This window comes from Vibrio satsumensis (assembly GCF_050337435.1).
Taxonomy (GTDB): Bacteria; Pseudomonadota; Gammaproteobacteria; order Enterobacterales; family Vibrionaceae; genus Vibrio; species Vibrio satsumensis.
This window is the reverse complement of record NZ_JAKJSX010000012.1, coordinates 18,886-37,156: the sequence shown is the minus strand read 5'-3', so window position 1 is coordinate 37,156 and position 18,271 is coordinate 18,886. Positions and strand designations below refer to the sequence as shown.

Annotated in this window: 16 protein-coding genes; 7 read left to right on the top strand and 9 right to left on the bottom strand. The window is 45.9% G+C overall.

Annotation, left to right across the window (positions count from 1 at the left end; translation table 11 throughout):
* Window positions 1–132 precede the first annotated feature (132 nt).
* Window positions 133–1,026, top strand: a complete 894-nt coding sequence (locus tag L4C44_RS16160; protein WP_048607574.1) for a DMT family transporter — start codon at window positions 133–135, stop codon at window positions 1,024–1,026.
* A 128-nt stretch (window positions 1,027–1,154) separates the two neighbouring features.
* Here L4C44_RS16160 and L4C44_RS16155 read toward each other — a convergent pair whose 3' ends face one another.
* The 3 genes from L4C44_RS16155 to ftnA all read right to left on the bottom strand — a co-directional run bounded on the left by L4C44_RS16155 (window position 1,155) and on the right by ftnA (window position 3,518).
* Complete coding sequence (locus L4C44_RS16155) at window positions 1,155–2,348, bottom strand: BaiN/RdsA family NAD(P)/FAD-dependent oxidoreductase (protein WP_372383694.1); 1,194 nt, start codon at window positions 2,346–2,348, stop codon at window positions 1,155–1,157.
* 250 nt (window positions 2,349–2,598) lie between these two features.
* Window positions 2,599–2,922, bottom strand: coding sequence for a universal stress protein UspB (gene uspB, locus L4C44_RS16150; protein ID WP_428805362.1), 324 nt, complete (start codon window positions 2,920–2,922; stop codon window positions 2,599–2,601).
* A 68-nt stretch (window positions 2,923–2,990) separates the two neighbouring features.
* On the bottom strand, window positions 2,991–3,518 hold the full coding sequence (gene ftnA, locus L4C44_RS16145) for a non-heme ferritin (RefSeq protein ID WP_017066029.1): 528 nt from the start codon (window positions 3,516–3,518) through the stop codon (window positions 2,991–2,993).
* Between the two features lie 189 nt (window positions 3,519–3,707).
* Here ftnA and uspA point away from each other — a divergent pair, with 189 nt between their 5' ends.
* Both uspA and L4C44_RS16135 read left to right on the top strand, forming a co-directional pair.
* Entirely contained in the window at window positions 3,708–4,142 is a 435-nt protein-coding gene (gene uspA, locus L4C44_RS16140; protein ID WP_017060149.1) for a universal stress protein UspA, read from the top strand.
* Between the two features lie 52 nt (window positions 4,143–4,194).
* Complete coding sequence (locus L4C44_RS16135; RefSeq protein WP_146491954.1) at window positions 4,195–5,073, top strand: carboxylate/amino acid/amine transporter; 879 nt, start codon at window positions 4,195–4,197, stop codon at window positions 5,071–5,073.
* Window positions 5,074–5,185: 112 nt separating this feature from the next.
* Here the strand turns inward: L4C44_RS16135 and L4C44_RS16130 are convergent, their stop codons facing one another.
* From L4C44_RS16130 to L4C44_RS16120, 3 genes are all read right to left on the bottom strand, one after another.
* Window positions 5,186–5,776: a hypothetical protein gene (locus L4C44_RS16130; protein ID WP_146491953.1), complete on the bottom strand. Its 591-nt coding sequence runs from the start codon at window positions 5,774–5,776 to the stop codon at window positions 5,186–5,188.
* 141 nt (window positions 5,777–5,917) lie between these two features.
* The gene (locus tag L4C44_RS16125) at window positions 5,918–6,697 is read right to left on the bottom strand and encodes a class I SAM-dependent methyltransferase (protein ID WP_146491952.1); all 780 of its coding nucleotides are present in this window, start codon (window positions 6,695–6,697) and stop codon (window positions 5,918–5,920) included.
* A 112-nt stretch (window positions 6,698–6,809) separates the two neighbouring features.
* On the bottom strand, window positions 6,810–9,932 hold the full coding sequence (locus L4C44_RS16120) for an EAL domain-containing protein (protein WP_428805440.1): 3,123 nt from the start codon (window positions 9,930–9,932) through the stop codon (window positions 6,810–6,812).
* 125 nt (window positions 9,933–10,057) lie between these two features.
* Between L4C44_RS16120 and asnC the strand changes: the two genes are divergently transcribed.
* Window positions 10,058–10,522, top strand: coding sequence for a transcriptional regulator AsnC (gene asnC / locus L4C44_RS16115; protein WP_008218581.1), 465 nt, complete (start codon window positions 10,058–10,060; stop codon window positions 10,520–10,522).
* A 68-nt stretch (window positions 10,523–10,590) separates the two neighbouring features.
* On the opposite strand, the gene prlC is transcribed toward asnC, so the two are convergent.
* A complete protein-coding gene (gene prlC / locus L4C44_RS16110; RefSeq protein WP_265972270.1) occupies window positions 10,591–12,633 on the bottom strand; it encodes an oligopeptidase A in 2,043 nt (680 codons plus the stop codon).
* 280 nt (window positions 12,634–12,913) lie between these two features.
* Here prlC and L4C44_RS16105 point away from each other — a divergent pair, with 280 nt between their 5' ends.
* The 3 genes from L4C44_RS16105 (at window position 12,914) to L4C44_RS16095 (ending at window position 15,678) form a co-directional block, all read left to right on the top strand.
* On the top strand, window positions 12,914–13,753 hold the full coding sequence (locus L4C44_RS16105) for a 23S rRNA (adenine(2030)-N(6))-methyltransferase RlmJ (protein ID WP_428805361.1): 840 nt from the start codon (window positions 12,914–12,916) through the stop codon (window positions 13,751–13,753).
* 187 nt (window positions 13,754–13,940) lie between these two features.
* Entirely contained in the window at window positions 13,941–15,296 is a 1,356-nt protein-coding gene (gene gorA / locus L4C44_RS16100) for a glutathione-disulfide reductase (RefSeq protein WP_239832433.1), read from the top strand.
* Between the two features lie 130 nt (window positions 15,297–15,426).
* Complete coding sequence (locus tag L4C44_RS16095) at window positions 15,427–15,678, top strand: DUF6482 family protein (protein ID WP_065207383.1); 252 nt, start codon at window positions 15,427–15,429, stop codon at window positions 15,676–15,678.
* A 76-nt stretch (window positions 15,679–15,754) separates the two neighbouring features.
* Here L4C44_RS16095 and L4C44_RS16090 read toward each other — a convergent pair whose 3' ends face one another.
* Complete coding sequence (locus L4C44_RS16090) at window positions 15,755–16,996, bottom strand: NADH:ubiquinone reductase (Na(+)-transporting) subunit B (protein ID WP_146491950.1); 1,242 nt, start codon at window positions 16,994–16,996, stop codon at window positions 15,755–15,757.
* 198 nt (window positions 16,997–17,194) lie between these two features.
* On the bottom strand, window positions 17,195–18,163 hold the full coding sequence (locus tag L4C44_RS16085; RefSeq protein ID WP_428805360.1) for an SPOR domain-containing protein: 969 nt from the start codon (window positions 18,161–18,163) through the stop codon (window positions 17,195–17,197).
* Window positions 18,164–18,271 lie beyond the last annotated feature (108 nt).

The window sequence follows — 18,271 nt, the reverse complement described above, 5'->3', positions numbered from 1 at the left end:
GATTTAGCCTAATTGGAAATAACTCATTAAATGGTATTTTGATACTGGATAAATGTCCAGTTTGCCGTATTAAAATTCGGCAGATAGACTAGGCGCTCCGTATTCTGTCCCATCAAATTAGAATGAGTTACCATGAACGAACGTCGTGCCTTAGGCTTTGGCCTTTCCGCAGTATTGCTGTGGTCAACGGTCGCTACTGCTTTTAAGCTGACCCTTGCTGAGTTTTCACCTATTCAAATGCTGACTATCGCTAGCATTGTGTCGTCGATTGCGCTGATCGCAGTCTGCGCCTTTCAAGGCAAGCTTTCTCAGCTGAGTACAACGTTCCTTTCAAACCCTTGGTATTACCTGCTGCTTGGCTTGGTTAACCCATTGGCCTATTACCTGATCCTATTCAAAGCCTACGACCTGCTGCCCGCTTCTCAAGCTCAAGCTATCAACTACAGCTGGGCTATCACGCTAACCTTAATGGCGGCGGTTTTTCTGGGGCAAAAGATTCGTAAGCAAGATTGGATCGCCTGTACTTTCAGCTATGCGGGTGTGGTAGTTATTGCGACCAAAGGCGATGTGTTAGGCATGCAGTTCGACAGCCCACTCGGTGTGGCACTGGCGCTGCTTTCTACTCTACTTTGGGCGGGATATTGGATTCTCAACACCAAAAACAAGGCTGACCCAGTGGTTGGCGTGCTGCTTGGTTTCTTAGTGGCATTACCCTTCGCGATCGGTTTAACCCTTTACGAAGGCGAAAGCTTTAGCCAAATTACGGCGAAGGGTTGGATGGCGGTGACTTACGTTGGTCTGTTCGAGATGGGGATTACCTTTGTATTGTGGTTATCAGCACTCAAGCTAACCAACAATACAGCACGTATCAGCAACCTGATTTTTGCCTCGCCATTTATCTCACTGATGCTACTTTCAACCATCATTGGTGAAGAGATTCACCCAGCGACACTGTTTGGTTTGGTACTGATCATTGCTGGCTTGGTGATTCAACAGATCAAGTTTTCTAAAAACAAAGCTGCGTAAATAAGAGCCAAAAGACTCGATTGATCGCGAAAACCATCAATTTAGTTACCTTTAACGCTAAACTAGATACAAAAATGGCGAGCCGTATGACTCGCCATTTTTATGTAATTTAAAATCTATGGGAAAACTTAAACCCACTGGCCCGCAGCAAAACCTGAGCTCCAACACCATTGGAAGTTATAGCCTCCAAGCCAACCTGTTACGTCCATTACTTCACCGATGAAGTAGAGGCCGGAGACGCTCTTACACTCCATGGTTTTTGAAGATAAGTGATTGGTGTCCACACCGCCTAGAGTCACTTCGGCCGTTCGATAACCTTCAGTGCCGTTTGGCGCAATTTTCCAGTTCTCTAGGTGCTCAACAATACCACTAAGCTGCTTTTCATTGAACTGCTTAAGCGGTTTGTCTTCCAGCTCTTTACGGTCAATCAACACTTCCACAAAACGCTTCGGCAGTGCTTTCGCCAAAGTATTTTTCAAACTCTGATTTGGGTGCTTCTCGCGAGAATTGGCCAGCAACTCAGCCACATCCACTTCAGGTACTAGATTAATCGAAACCGATTGACCCGCTTTCCAGAACGAAGAAATTTGCAGTACTGAAGGACCAGATAAGCCGCGGTGAGTAAACAGCAACGCTTCTTTGAACAAGGTTCCATCTTGCGCCGTGATCTCAGCAGGAATTGCGATACCAGAAAGCTCTGCGAAATCTTCTTTGTCTTCTTTATGCAGCGTGAATGGTACTAGCCCCGCCGTAGTCGGCATTACAGACAAACCAAATTGCTCAGCAATCTTATAGCCAAATGGCGTTGCGCCCAGCTTAGGCATCGACAAACCACCAGTCGCTACCACCAATGAGTCACATTCAACTTGGTCGGTATTGAGGTGCATCTGGAAGCCAGCGTCTGTTTTTTCGATGGAGTGAACATCACAACGGTAGCGTTGTTCGACTTTCGCTTGCTTACACTCGTCAAGCAACATGCTCACAATGTCTTTTGCGGTGTGGTCATTCACACAGAACAATTGGCCGTGATCGCGCTCTTCGAACTCAATACCGTACTTGCTCACCATCGAGATGAAATCCCAGTTGGTGTATTGAGATAAGGCTGATTTCACGAAGTGAGAGTTGTTACACAGGAAGTTGTTTGCTGAAACATCGTAGTTAGTGAAGTTACAACGGCCGCCACCTGAGATTAAAATTTTTCTGCCTGGCTTTTTCGCATGATCAACCACCAGCACTCGTCGGCCACGTTTACCAGCTTCCGCAGCACACATTAAGCCTGCGGCGCCCGCACCAATTACGATTACATCAAATTTTTCACTCATGTGGTTCTGCTTTTCTTCACTTTTGCAGCCCGAGTACGCCCTGTTCTCGAAATGCCATCAATAAAAAAGGATGTGCATAAACAGCACATCCTTACTAATTGCTCGCTATTTTAGCGGCAATTTTAAACTTTGCAATTGGTGTTCAATTGTACAATTTGTAGACAGCAGCAAAACCACTATTTGGCTTAGCGAACCAACAACCGTAGTTTTACACCAAAAACTAAGTTCTACTTCACATGTGCTAAATGACTTAGACGATGAAAGAAGCCAGCAACGTTACACCCAGCAGGGCGAAAGAGAGTATGAATAACTTTCTCACACGATCGCACTTCGCAGTAAACACTTCATCGTGATGATGGTGATACTCTTTGCTTTTGATGTAGCTAAACAAGCGAACCTGTTTGGTCATATTGCCATGGGTTGTGAAAAAACCGCCTCCGTCTACTTGTTGATAAAGCAGAGGATGCGCTTCTCGCATAATATAAATGAGCGTTCTTAGCGCAGTAAAATAACGCGCCCAGTTCACGCAAGTCACAACCATTAGTGCAAATAGAATAGTGTCGCCGCTGATCATCCTTTCCTCCCTACATCTTCATAAGAAAACTCAAAAGAAAAAGATAATCAGTGTCTTTCTCGTACTACCTAAACGGCAGGAGCTTCCATAATTGAAGATGAACCATCTTTTGCCAATTGCGCTAGGTCTTTATCAATAAAGAACAGTGCTTTACCGTCTTCACCAACAAGTTCTAGCTTATCCAATACACCTTTAAACAACTTCTCTTCTTCGTGTTGCTCTGCAACGTACCATTGCAGGAAGTTAAAGGTTGAGTAGTCTTGTGTGCTGAAAGCAACGTGAGCCAGTTTGTTGATCTTTTCAGTAATCATCTGCTCATGTTCATAAGTTTCACGGAACACTGCGCCAAGGCTTTCGAATTCGTGTTTTGGTGCTTCAATCGCACCCAGAATTGGCATTGCACCTGTTTCGCTTACGTAAGTGAAAAGACGCTGCATATGTTCCATTTCTTCTACTGCATGAACACGCAGAAACTCTGCTGCACCTTCAAATCCTTTGTCTTCACACCAAGCACTCATTTGTAAGTATAGATTGGATGAGAAAAATTCTAGGTTAATTTGATCATTCAGTTGCTCAACCATAGTTTTTGACAGCATTTAAGACTCCTAATTACATCCTCAATTTTCTCTACTATATCACTATTTAATGAATATCTCGCAGGCCATTAGTTAACCAATATTTTGAGCTGTCATTACGCAAGACAGTGGATATGAGATCACTTCAGCAAAAAAAGCCATCGCATAGTGCTAATCTTTAAACAGACAATGAATAAAGGAGGTAGCGATATGAGTTACAAACATATTTTGGTCGCAGTCGATTTATCAGAAGACAGCAAATTAATTGTGGATAAAGCGGTAGCATTGGCAAAGCCATTGGAAGCCAAAGTCTCTTTTATCCATATCGATATTAACTACGCAGAGCTCTACACTGGCCTGATTGATATCAACATGGCCGAAACCCAGCACAACGCGATGGAAGCGTCTCGTATTCAGCTGCAAAATTTTGCGGAGCACGCTCAATACCCGATCACCCATACCCTCGTTGGCAGTGGTGATTTAAGTCATGAACTGTGTGACACCATCAACGAGTTCAATGTTGACCTCGTGGTTTGTGGTCACCATCAAGACTTTTGGAGTAAGCTGCTTTCTTCAACACGACAACTGATCAACGCGTCTCCGGTTGATATGCTGGTCGTGCCTCTAAGAGATTCAGAAGACTAATGATTTAAGGTTAGGTAACATACAGCTCATATCTTATTAACGAAGTTTTACTATGAGCTATTTAGCTGGTGTTACCCTCCTATGGGCCTTCTCCTTTAGCCTGATCGGCGTTTACCTTGCGGGTCAGGTTGACTCTTGGTTCTCTGTTTTAATGCGTGTTGCCCTTGCTGGCGTCGTATTTCTTCCTTTTCTAAAGTTTCGCGGCATATCGCGTAAGCTGATCGCTAAATTGATGGCGATTGGTGGTATCCAGCTTGGCCTAATGTACTGCTTCTACTATCAGTCTTTCTTACTGCTGTCCGTTCCTGAAGTCCTTTTATTTACGGTTTTCACACCAATTTACGTCACGCTGATTTATGACTTTCTTAAAGGGCAATTCTCTCCGTGGTACTTAGTGACAGCTGCAATTGCGGTATTGGGCGCGGTATTCATTAAATTCGCAGGCATCAACGAAAACTTTTTAGTTGGCTTCCTTGTCGTACAAGGCGCGAACCTCTGTTTTGCTATCGGTCAGGTGGGCTACAAAGTGGTGATGGAGAAAGAATCGACCGAGTTACCTCAGCGAACAGTATTTGGTTACTTCTACCTAGGGGCGTTATGCGTCGCATCGGTTGCTTTCATGCTGCTGGGCAACCCTGAAAAACTACCAACCACAACACTTCAATGGGGAATCCTGATCTACCTTGGCTTGATTGCCTCTGGATTGGGTTACTTTATGTGGAATAAAGGCGCGTGCATGGTGAATGCTGGTGCGCTAGCGGTGATGAACAATGCATTAGTGCCTGCGGGCCTTGTGGTGAATATCCTGATTTGGAACAGAGATGTCGATTTAGTTCGATTGTCTATTGGTGGCGCTGTTATCTTATTCTCTCTATTCGTCAATGAGACGTGGGTGAAGAAACGCGTTGCAAGATCCGCAAGCAACGCCTAACTGCTTTCAATGAGCTGCATGAGTTAGCTCGGATAACCCCAAAAAGCAAAAGAGCGACCTTAGGTCGCTCTTTTTAAATCATCGCGGTAGCAACAAACCATTCAAATCAACTTCAGTGGATGTGATTGTGGCTCACTACCTGAGTCTTGGTTTCAGTGAAGGCAACGTCATCAAGTTGTAGGTTGATGCGTTCAAGATCACTTTCCAGTTTCTGACTTTTCTTAAACAGCTTTTGCTGCTTCTTAATCATCTTCACTAACTTTTTGTTGTATTTCTCTTGTTTCTTTGCCGCTTTCTTCGCACGCTTGAGTTCTGCTTTCTCATCACCACTCGCCTTCGCCATCAGTTTTTTCAGCTTGGCTTTTTTCTGTACTGCTTCTTTTTTTGCAAGATGAGGGGCAATATCAGCAGCGGCTGGATCGAATATTTGCACGCTACGCTCAATTGACTCGTTGATTTCCGCGAGCGATAGCTCAGGTACAGGTAATGTTTCCGCTAACAGGCCGCATGCTGCCTTCTCTTCTACAGGCTTGTTCTGACAACCAAGAGGTGGAATTGCTGTTGGTTTGCATAGATTAGCTTGATCCGCCGAAGAACGAGCACAAGAACGACACACAAACTTAGGTTCAGTAACCAAGCTGTGGATCTCGCCCAAGTGTTCAGTGATATCTCGACGGTTTAACTTACAAAAGCGTTTAGCCATGCTACAACTCCAGCTAAGAATAATAATGATTCTTAGTTAGATATACATCCGTAACGCGACTATCGCAAGTGTTAAATGGCATTTTATCGTATTTATGACGGGAAATTTTCTTAGCGTGTCTCTAAGTTATTGATGCTTTATCTAAGTCATTGATGCTTTCACATACACATCAAAACGATTCTTTTTGGTTTCGATCGCCATGCTCGGCTTTTGCTCGTGTAACCAAGCCGCATAATCGGGTCTTTTAACCACAACTCGCTTCGATGCCAACTTCATCGCCGGTTCAAATAGACCATCAGCATCCAGATCCGCACCCACTAAAGATTGGAATACGCGCATCTCTTTTTTGACCAAAGCTGATTTCTTTTTGTTCTCAGGGTGTGGGTACATTGGATCGAGGTACACCACATCAGGCTGTTCAAAATTAGGATCGTTACTAAGCTTATCCAACGCATCATGGCTCGAAGCGTGAATCAACGTCATACGTTCGCTTACCCAACAACCAATATCAGGGTCTTGCTGTGCACGCTGTAATCCATCATCAAGCAGCGCTGCCACAACAGGATGACGCTCGACCATTTGCACCTTACAACCTAGAGAAGCCAATACAAATGCATCACGCCCTAAGCCAGCCGTACCATCAAGAATGGTTGGCGTAGCCCCTTTATTCAAACCTGCCGCCTTAGCGATTGCCTGACCTTTACCGCCACCAAATTTACGTCGATGACCAACCGCACCGCCAACTAAATCAACGAAGATAGCACCTAACTTGGGTTCGTCTACTTTGCGTAGCTCAAGTCGTTCGCTAGTCAGCACCAAAGCAAATTCGCTGCTTTCATCGTGAGATAAATTCCAACGGGTCGCTAAGTCATTCAGATGATCGATTTGTGTAGCATCTTCGCAAATCAGTTGTAGTTGCAAGGTCGTCTCCAACAGACAGTAGTATTCAAAACAAAAGAGGCAACCAGTTTACCTGATCGCCTCAACAATACATATTAGCGGTGCAAAGTAATCCCAGCTAAAGTCGGCTTACCTAAACCAATGGCTCTCTCTCGCGTTCTTGTCTTAACTCTTCAACGAGCTCCGCCAGTGGCTTAGGTCGTCCTATGATGTAGCCCTGCGCGTAGTTCACACCAAGCTCGATCAGCTTGTCGATGATCTGGGTATTTTCAACGAACTCAGCCACGGTGTGCTTGCCCATCTGCTTAGCAAGATCATTAATCGAACGAACCATCACATGATCCATCTCGTTGACATCAATATCACGTACAAATAGGCCATCGATCTTTACAATATCGACGGGCAGTTTTTTCAGATAACCAAATGACGATAGCCCTGAGCCGAAATCATCCAATGCAATCATGCAGCCAAGCTCTTTGATCCGAGTGAAGAATTTGATCGCCTGCTTCATGTTACTCATAGCCGCTGTTTCGGTGATCTCCAAACAAATCTTATGACACGGTATAGATGAATCTCTTAAGCTCTCTATCAAGAACTCTACAAATTCACGATTACCCATCGAGTGGCCGGAAAGGTTGATTGAACACATCCCCAGTTCTTCAATTATCTCTGGACGTTGCTCCAACCAACTCAAGGTTTGACTAACGACTTGTCGGTCAATCAAATGCGCGATGTTATAACGCTCTGAGGCTGGCATGAAGATCCCCGGGGAGATGTATTCCCCTTTGATGTTCTTGATGCGTACCAAGATCTCAAAGTGCATTTTATCGCTGTCTTCATCTAAACCAAGAATACGCTGCGCAAACAGTTCTAAGCGATCGTTAGCCAAGGCTTCATGCACTAGGTTGACGCACTCCATCTCAAGATGACGACGACGCAGGTCTTCATCATCTTGATGGTAAAGGTTGTAACGGTTACGGCCTTCTTCTTTAGCGGCATGACAAGCCGCATCCGCCTGGGCATGCACCATCTGCGGTGAAGCGGCAGTATGGTCAATCAATCGAATGCCAATAGAACAGGTCAGGTTGAGACGAATATCATCCCACAGGAATGGATTGTCGCTCATCATCGAGATAATACTGCGACATACATTAACCGCATCGCGCTCAGTGCAGTCTTTGATTAATACCGCAAACTCATCACCACCCATTCGTGCCAACACAGCATTATATGGCAGTACCTCTTCCAATAACTGCGCACTAAACAAGATCGCGGCATCGCCCGCTTCATGCCCTGCGGTATCGTTCAGTACTTTCAGTTGGTCTAGGTCTAAGAACAGCATTGCGTGGGTTCGCATGTGGCTCTCAACTTCTTTGAGTGCCTTCTGTAGCTCTTGCTCAAAGTGGTTACGGTTGAAGGTGTCAGTCAGCAGGTCATAGCGAGCTTGATACTCTAGCTTTTCAGAAAGCTCGTGCGTCTCGGTGATGTCTTCACCCACAATCAACAGCTGATCAGACTCGACCAACGGGCGGATATTTTCACGAATCCAGATCTTGCTACCGTCGGCATGGCGATATTCGATATCACGACGCCACACACCACGAATTTTATGCTGTGGTTGCAACAAGATATGGCGAGGAATCATCGCATTCTCATCAACATAGAACTCTCTAGGACGATGCCCTAATAGCTGATCTAGTGGATAACCCAAAAGCTCCTCGGCAAATTGGTTCACTTGTTGAATGCGATTATTGCCATCGAGCGTAATCATCATCACAGGCTGTTTGTCGTAATACAGCTTCAAGTTCGCTTCACGTTGGAACAGTTTATTCTCAGCAAGTTTACGCGAAGTCACGTCGCGCGCCTCAAATAGGAACTGAATGTCTTCCTCTTCACTGCCAGGCATCGGCTTCAATGAAATATCCAACACCATCGCACCGCGATCCCGACACCACACCTCGGCTTCAAATCGTAAGGCTGGGTGCTCATTTTTTGCGATGAAATATTCGGTTAGCACTTCTCGTGCGGAATCTTCCCAGTGTTGATGTTGTTGAAGCGGCGTTCCCAATTTATAGCCTTGATTATAAAGCAGCTCATGTAGCTTGCTGTTACTCGACAACAACACACCGCCCTTATCAATAATGCCCATGAACTGCAGGCTTTGGTCGAATATCGATTCCAGTAGCAGCTGGCTTTGTCGGCTGGCACGTTCACTTTTTTTAAGGCGATTAAGGTAATACACCAAGGTCGCGATGACACACGACATAACCAAAAACAGCAAACCTATGGTGCGAATTTCATCGCGGTAGCGTACTAAAAATGACTTAGGCTTGTTGAGGAAGGTCACCGAGGCTTCATTCTCTGCACCCAGATCCCAACGTGAGATTTGTTGGTAATCGAGTTTGATTTCTGGCGCGCCAGCAACCACTTGGGGCAGCGGTTTATCCGGATTGGCGAGCACATTCAGTAGCACTCGCCCAGTGTCTCGACCTTGCGTTTCACCACTTTGAATCACACCACCAATCGCACCAAAACCTAGCCCTAGATCGTGCACCATATACAGTGGCATTTGGGTCTTGATATTCAGTTGTCGCCAATCTTCATCGCTACTCACTCTACCTTGTGCATCGCGGTAATAGGCCCAAAATAGCAAGCTCTTACCTAGATCAGCACGTTGAGAAAAATCCATTAACTCTTGGTAGGAATCCGGCACATAGTGCTCAACGAGATCAGAAAAATCCGGATGGGTTTTGATGAAAAGATCGATTTGAGAACGAATCGCCTCCCCCGTGACCGAGTAATCGGTAACAATGTAGATCTTCTTTACGGTCGATTGAAGACGTTTAACCAGCTCGATATTGCCCACTAAGTCGATATCTTCAGTGATGCCCGTTGCGTTCAAACCTTCGATCATTTCAGGCGAGAAATTATTGATGCCACCAAAGATGACAGGTGTGCCCTTGAGATCGGGCGCAAGGCGCTTCATTAGGTTGAGCGCATTATTGTCACTAACGACAATTGCTGCAAATTCTTCATGCTGTAGCTTGGTGTGATAAAGCTGATACACACGCTCTAGGTATTCTTGGTTTTGGGTACGTTTACTATCGAGATAAACGACACGGTAAGACAACCCGTCGCGATCGAGTTCTTCGGACAAGCCTTTATGGAAATCATCCGTCCAGAAAAAACCTTGATGGTAGGAGTGGATCACCAATACATCTTTTGTCTGCGCCGAAGCAAATACGCTCCAACACATCGCAATAAATAACACCCAAAATCGCACTGAATTCACCCTAACATCATTGTTGCTGCTAATATTATCACCCTTGGCTATGATATGTACTCTAGCCGATATATTTTCATTAAATCTAAGGGTTACGCATGTCCACAACTACCGCTCGTCTCGATGACCTAGACCGTGCCATTCTGAAAACCTTAATGGAAGATGCTCGTACACCTTACGCAGAGATGGCAAAGCAGTTTGACGTAAGCCCTGCGACTATTCACGTCCGTATCGAGAAAATGAGATCGGCCGACATTATTGAGCGTACCGAGGTTGTGGTAAATACGAAAAAGCTAGGTTACGACGTATGTTGCTTTATCGGCATCAACCTGAATGCAGCCAAAGATTACCACTCGGCAATCGCCAAGCTGAATGCCCTAGATGAAGTGGTTGAAGCCTACTACACCACTGGTGCCTACAATATTTTCGTTAAGCTGATGTGTAAGTCGATTGAAGAGCTGCAGTTTGTGTTGATCGATAAGCTGCAGGCGATTGATGAAGTGCAGTCGACAGAGACACTGATTTCATTGCAGAACCCTATCAACCGCAACGTGAATCCATAATTGTTTGATAAATCGATACAAAAAGAGCCTCACAAGGAGGCTCTTTTTACATTCTGATCAGCTCAATATTAAGCGCTGATACCCGCATGACGCAGCATCGCATCGATTTGTGGCTCGCGACCTCGGAAGCGTTTGAACAGCTCCATTGGCTCTTCACTACCACCCATTTCAAGGATGTTGTTCAGGAAGCGATTACCGGTTTCAGTGTTGAAGATACCCTCTTCTTCAAATGCTGAGAACGCATCGGCTGAAAGCACTTCTGCCCATAGGTAGCTATAGTAACCCGCACTGTAACCACCCGCAAAGATGTGACCAAAGCTGTGTGAGAAACGGTTCCAATCAAGGCTTGGCAGTACCGATACCTTAGATTTCACGTCTGCTAGCGTTTCTAGTACGCGCGCACCCACTTCTGGGTCGTACTCTGTGTGCAACGTAAAGTCGAACAAGCCAAGCTCTAGTTGGCGCAGGATAAACATCGCCGATTGGAAGTTCTTCGCCGCTAGCATCTTCTCTAGCATCTCTTTTGGTAAGGCTTCACCCGTTTCGAAATGACCCGAGATGAACGACAGCGCTTCTTCTTCCCAGCACCAGTTTTCTAGGAACTGACTTGGTAGCTCAACCGCATCCCAAGGCACACCGTTGATACCTGCCACAGCACCCGCTTCAACTTGCGTTAGCATGTGATGGATACCGTGGCCAAACTCATGGAACAAAGTCACGACTTCATCATGAGTAAACAGTGCTGGCTTATCACCAACTGGCTTGTTGAAGTTACACGTTAGGTAAGCGACAGGTGTTTGTAGTTCACCAGATTCAGTAATACGACGACCACGACAGTCATCCATCCAAGCGCCGCCACGTTTGTGCTCACGTGCGTATAAATCTAGGTAGAAGCTACCGCGCAGTGCACCTGTTGCATCAAAGATATCAAAGAAGCGCACAGACTCATGCCATGTGTCGACGCCTTCACGCTCTGTTACCGACATACCAAACACACGGTTAAGTACCTCAAACAGACCTGAAACCACGTTCGATTCAGGGAAGTATGGGCGAAGCTCTTCATCAGAGATCTCGAATAGGTTCTGCTTCTGTTTTTCGCTGTAGTAAGCGATGTCCCATAGGTTTAGCTCAGAAACACCAAACTCTTTCTCAGCAAACTGACGCAGCTCTTCAACTTCGCGTTCACCTTGTGGTTTTGCTTTTACTGCTAGGTCGTTCAGGAAGCCAAGAACCTGATCTGGCGTTTCTGCCATCTTGGTCGACAGTGATTTCTCGCTGTAAGTGCTAAAACCCAGCATGCGAGCGATCTCGTGACGCAGTTTAAGTTGCTCGGTGATGATCTCTGTGTTGTCCCATTTACCAGCATTTGGTCCACGGTCCGAAGCGCGTGTTACGTACGCTTCGTACAGCTCTTTACGTAGCTCTTGATTATCACAGTAGGTCATCACCGGTAGGTATGATGGGATATCCAGAGTCAGTAGGTAACCTTCTTGCTCTTTAGACTCCGCTGCCGCTTGAGCTGCCGCCAGTGCTGATTCAGGCATGCCCGCTAATTCAGCGACGTCTGTGATCTGCTTGCTCCAACCCATGGTTGCATCAAGCACGTTGTTTGAGAATTGAGAGCCTAGCTCAGACTGGCGCTTGCTGATCTCACCGTAACGGTGCTGTTCGTCAGCTGGCAAGCCAATGCCTGACAGCTCGAAATCACGCAGTGCATCGGTAATGGTTTTTTGTTGCGCTCGGTTTAATGCCGAGAATGCTTCGCTCGCCTTGATCGCTTTGTACGCTTCAAACAAGCCTTTGTGTTGACCAACCCAAGTACCGTATTCAGACAATACTGGTAGGCAGCTCTCATACGCTTCACGCAGTTCGTCGCTGTTCACAACAGAGTTCATGTGGCTTACTGGTGACCAAATACGGCCTAAACGATCATCCACTTCTTCAATCGGAGCAACTAGGTTGTCCCAGCTTGGTGAAGTATTACCTTCAAGTACTTGTTCTATCTTGTTGCGACACGCTTCAATCACTTGCTCAACCGCTGGCTTAACGTGCTCAGGTTTGATTTGTGAAAACGGAGGTAAGTCCGTGAAGGTTAATAGCGGATTAGACATATAAACATTCCTTTGGCTTTAGAGACTTTCGTCTTTTTTGTAATGAGGTCGTCTTACAGTCATCAGGCTCAGGTTCGCCCTAAAAAAATCACCTGCGAATAGTTATTAAATAGTGCCCAATAAGGCAAATTTCAATAGTAGAACCAATAACTAACCACATATTGCGAACGACTGTTCCTGAATTGTTCGAGAATTTATGGTCCATTGAGGGTTATAATGGTCTGATTAACCCCACCTACACTAACCACACTCTAAATCGAGAGTGTTACGAGAGTTTAATTTGTTAAGTTATCGCCACAGCTTTCACGCAGGTAACCATGCCGACGTAGTAAAGCATATCGTACAGAGCCTTATTCTTAATTCTTTGAAACAGAAGGATAAGCCTTTTGTTTATCATGACACTCACTCTGGTGTAGGTCGTTACGACTTAACGCATGAATGGTCTGAAAAAACCGGTGAATACAAGCAAGGTATTGCACGCGTGTGGGAGCAAAAAGACCTTCCTGAAGACATTCAAAGCTACCTTGAGTCTATCTCAACGCTAAACAATGGCGACAAGCTGCGCTACTACCCGGGTTCACCACGTGTTGCACGTGCCCATCTGCGCGAACAAGACCGCATGGTACTGACCGAGCTTCACCCAGCCGATCACCCGCTGCTTGAGCAAGAGTTCCACCGCGATCGTCAGGTATCTATCTACAAAGAAGATGGCTTTAAGCGTCTAAAAGCAAGCCTGCCGCCAAAAGAGCGCCGCGGCTTAGTGCTGATCGACCCACCGTACGAGCTTGCAAAAGAGTACCGTGATGTCGTGACAGCCATTGCTCAAAGCCATAAGCGCTGGGCGACCGGTATCTACGCTATTTGGTACCCAGTGGTAAATCGTTGTGACATCGAAGATATGATCGAAGGTCTTGAAGGCTTAGGCATCAACAAGATTCTACAAATCGAACTTGGCGTATCACCAGACACCAACGAGCGCGGCATGACAGCATCAGGCATGATTGTTATCAACCCGCCTTGGAAGCTAGAAAGCCAAATGAACGAGATTCTTCCATTCTTGAAGGAAGCAATTGCACCGGCAACCGGTCACTTCAAAGTAGAGTGGATCGTACCCGAGTAATCTCGAATCCACATCATAGACTGAAGAATCTTCAACAGACTGTGATGTGGACGAATAAATTTTAAACAGGGAGATTGAGTTCAACCGATCTGCCCTCAATATAATAATTAGACAATTTAAGAATCTATAGGACGTAGGTATCCAGTGCTCTCACTGTGACTACAACCTTCAATAAATGGAGAAAGTAATGGCGACTCATTTTGATTACATCTGTATCGGTGGCGGTTCAGGCGGCATCGCATCAGCTAACCGCGCAGCAATGCACGGTGCAAAAGTTGCACTTATCGAAGCTCAAGACCTTGGTGGTACTTGTGTAAACGTTGGTTGTGTTCCTAAAAAGGTAATGTGGCACGGCGCTCAAGTCGCTGAAGCAATCAACCTATACTCTGAAGATTACGGCTTCGACGTTGACGTAAAAGGCTTCAACTGGAGTAAGCTAGTTGAAAACCGCCAGGCATATATTGGTCGTATCCACCAATCTTACGATCGCGTTCTTGGTAACAACAAAGTAAACGTAATCAAAGGTTTTGCTAAGTTCGTTGACGAGAAAACTGTTGAAGTTAACGGTGAACATTACACAGCTGATCACATCCTAATCGCAGTAGGTGGTCGTCCAACCATTCCAAATATTCCAGGCGCAGAGTACGGCATCGATTCAAATGGTTTCTTTGAGCTAATGGAGCAACCTAAGCGTGTTGCTGTAATCGGCGCGGGCTACATCGCGGTTGAGATCGCAGGCGTACTAAGTGCACTTGGCACAGAAACACACCTGTTTTGCCGTAAAGAATCTCCACTACGTAGCTTCGATCCAATGATCATCGAAACGCTAGTAGAAGTAATGGAAGCAGAAGGTCCAACACTGCATACACACTCTGTTCCAAAAGAAGTGGTGAAAGAAGCGGACGGCACGCTGACTCTACATCTAGAGAACGGCAACACTCAAAACGTTGACCACCTAATCTGGGCTATCGGTCGCCACCCAGCGACTGACGCTATCAACCTAGCATCGACTGGCGTTGAGACGAACGATCGTGGCTACATCAAGGTAGACGAGTTCCAAGCAACTAACGTTCCTGGCATCTACTGTGTTGGTGACATCATGGAAGGCGGTATCGAGCTAACACCTGTAGCAGTTAAAGCAGGTCGCCAGCTTTCTGAGCGTCTATTCAACGGTCAAACTAACGCGAAAATGGACTACAACCTAGTACCTACTGTTGTATTCAGCCACCCACCTATCGGCACTATTGGTCTAACGACTCAAGAAGCCGAAGAGAAGTACGGCAAAGACAACATTAAGGTTTACACATCTGGCTTCACTGCGATGTACACAGCAGTAACCAAGCACCGTCAACCTTGTAAGATGAAGCTAGTATGTGCTGGCGAAGAAGAGACCGTAGTCGGCCTACACGGCATCGGCTTCACTGTTGACGAGATGATTCAAGGCTTCGGCGTTGCAATGAAGATGGGCGCAACCAAAGCAGACTTCGATTCTGTTGTGGCAATCCACCCTACAGGCTCAGAAGAGTTTGTTACCATGAGATAATCAACGTCTTAGTTGATCACTCTTTAGAAGCAGGCCTCGTGCCTGCTTTTTTTATATCCGCTCTGAACCTTAGTTACCGATTCGACGTAACACAAATATCCACCTACCTAGAACAGCAATGGAGTTTGTGATGAATCTACTAATTGAATCCTTTGAAGGCGGGATCTACTTGGCTTACCAAATCATTGGCGAGCAAAAACAGTTAATCAAAGACGACCACCAGCACCCAATGAAGTTTTTGAGTGTTAACCAAGCGCGCGACCACTTTAGTGACCAAGGCGTAGCGTCGGCCACGCTTATTCATAACAGTGCCTACGACGAGATGTGTGGTGAGCATTGTGGTAACACCCAACCATTCGAGATTGATTTGAAGTGGAGTTAAATCAACTTCAAAGCAATCGCGATAAAAATTGAAAGGCTTGCACATCTGCAAGCCTTTTTCGTTGGGGTTTTATTTCTTATCGTGCTGTACGTTTTTGTCTGCGTTTGATGTTTTGCTCTTTCACAATAAAGTCGAACAATGGAGCAAACAGGTTAGCAAACAAGATAGCGAGCATGATGCCTTCTGGATAAGCAGGGTTGAGCACTCGGATGCCGACCGTCATTACACCAATCAAGATCCCGTAAGCCCACTTACTCTGGTTGGTAAAAGCGGCAGAAACTGGGTCGGTCGCCATGAAGAAGGTACCAAAGGCAACACCGCCCAACACAAAGTGCCAGTAGAAAGGCATCGAGAACATCGAGTTGGTATCAGAGCCAATCCAGTTCATCAAACTTGAAGTCACCACAAGGCCAATAATCACACCGGCGACAATGCGCCAAGAGGCAATTTTCATGACAATCAGAATCAGCCCCGTCAACATGATAAGCAATGAAGAAACCTCACCCATCGAGCCGGGTATATTGCCGATAAACGCGTCCATCCACGTTATTGTCTCGCCAGTCATATTGTTAATCAGAGAGGTACTGCCCCCCTCATACCATTGACTCAGTGGAGTCGCTCCTGAATAACCGTCAGCGGCAACCCATACTAAGCCACCCGACATGTTGGCTGGATACGCGAAATAGAGAAACGCGCGGCCTGCGAGTGCAGGGTTGAGGAAGTTTCGTCCTGTACCACCGAACAGCTCTTTGGCGACAACGATACCAAAGGTGATACCTAGCGCTGCTTGCCATAACGGAATGGTTGGTGGAAGAATCAGTGCAAACAGCACCGAGCTAACAAAGAAGCCTTCATTAACTTCGTGCTTGCGAACGACAGCAAACAGTACCTCCCAGAAGCCACCTACCACAAACACCGTGGCATAAACGGGTAGGAAATAGAGTGCACCAAGCAACACCTGACTTACCCAACCACTTGCCATCAGTGACTGTGCATCACCAAATGCCCACGACAAGCGCCAACTGCTGTCGATGATGGAGGCAAGCTCAGCGCCAGAATAGGTAGCTGTCAACCCCATCACGGCTTGATGACCTACGTTGTACATACCCCAGAACATTGCAGGAAAAGTTGCCAGCCACACCAGAATCATGATTCGTTTGAGATCGATGCTATCTCGAACATGGGTCAAGCCTTGGTTTACGTTACCAGGCGTATAAAATATCGTCGCGAAAGCCTCGTATACAGGATAAAGCTTTTCGTACTTCCCTCCGGCTTCAAAGCGTGGAGCCACGTCTTCTAATCGTTTTTTTAAACTCATAATCTCAATCACCTTATTGCTTGAGTTATGGTTTTCTACGCATCAACCGTGCTATTTGAACAATTTTTAGCTATTTTTAATCAAATTCGTCTTGAAGAACGAGTATCTGAAAGTCGAACCGATGTTGAAAAAGAAGAATGTATAAACAACAAAGCCCCAGCAATGGCTGAGGCTTATTTGGTATAACAACGGTCGTCGTTACTTAACGCACATCACATTGAGCAATGAAGAGCCTTTCAATTGGTTAACGTTACCGTTGGTAAACAGGCCTTTCTTATCTGCGCCCCAATAAGGGAGGTGCATTGGCCAATTCTGTTTTTCCATAACCTTTGAGCTCAAGATGCTTTGCCATTGCTTTTCACTCATCAGCTTCATGTTGACCTGATTACACACTAATTCAGCGCTATCGTAATCTAGGCGGCTCCAAGGCTTACCTTGTTCCATGTAGAACTGTTGTTGATGGTCTAGAAGGTAAGGAATCGCATATTGGTTACCCGCAACGTCTGCTGTCACGCGAATCTCGATTTCTAGATCACCATCTGAGCGCGCATTACCGCTTGGTAGCGTCTGAATAGCAGCAGCACTCGTTACCGCGGCCGCTTGCTTAACGGCCACAGGTTTTGCTGTTGGTTTTGGTTTTGGTTTTGGTTTTCCAGGAGCCTTAGGCTTAACCATTTTTGGCTCTGCCGGTTTTGCAACAATAGGCTGTGACGAGGTCTGAGACTTATCAACCATACGAATGAAGGCTTCACTGTATCCAGACACTTTACGGACCTGAGCTAGGTCTTTTCTTGCATCGGAGAAGGTAGAATAAGGGCCAATTAAACAACGATAGTCTCCGCCTTCCGGCTTCATCCATACATTGGTCGAGATCTTCTCATATAGGGGCTTTGCTCGGTTCAGTGACAAAGGCTTATTCAGCAAGCCACATTGAACCCAAAACAGCTCGTTATCTGAATGACGTTTAGGCGCCTTGCTCCCCCAAACACCCTTACCGATCGGACATGATTGCTCTAGCTGTGGTAATTGGTTGGTGCTTGCCTGAGTTGCATCACATAGAACCGACTCTGCATTCACTTGGCTCGATACCAAAAGAGATGCAGCGATAAGCCCCATACGATAATTTCTCGTCACAGCACGACATACAGCATTCATTGTCAATTTCATAACCACCACTTAAACCCTTACGGGCTAATTATTACCGAATCTATGTCGATAAAACATGAATTCCATTTTAAGTATTATTGACACTATCAATGATACTAAGTTCCAGAT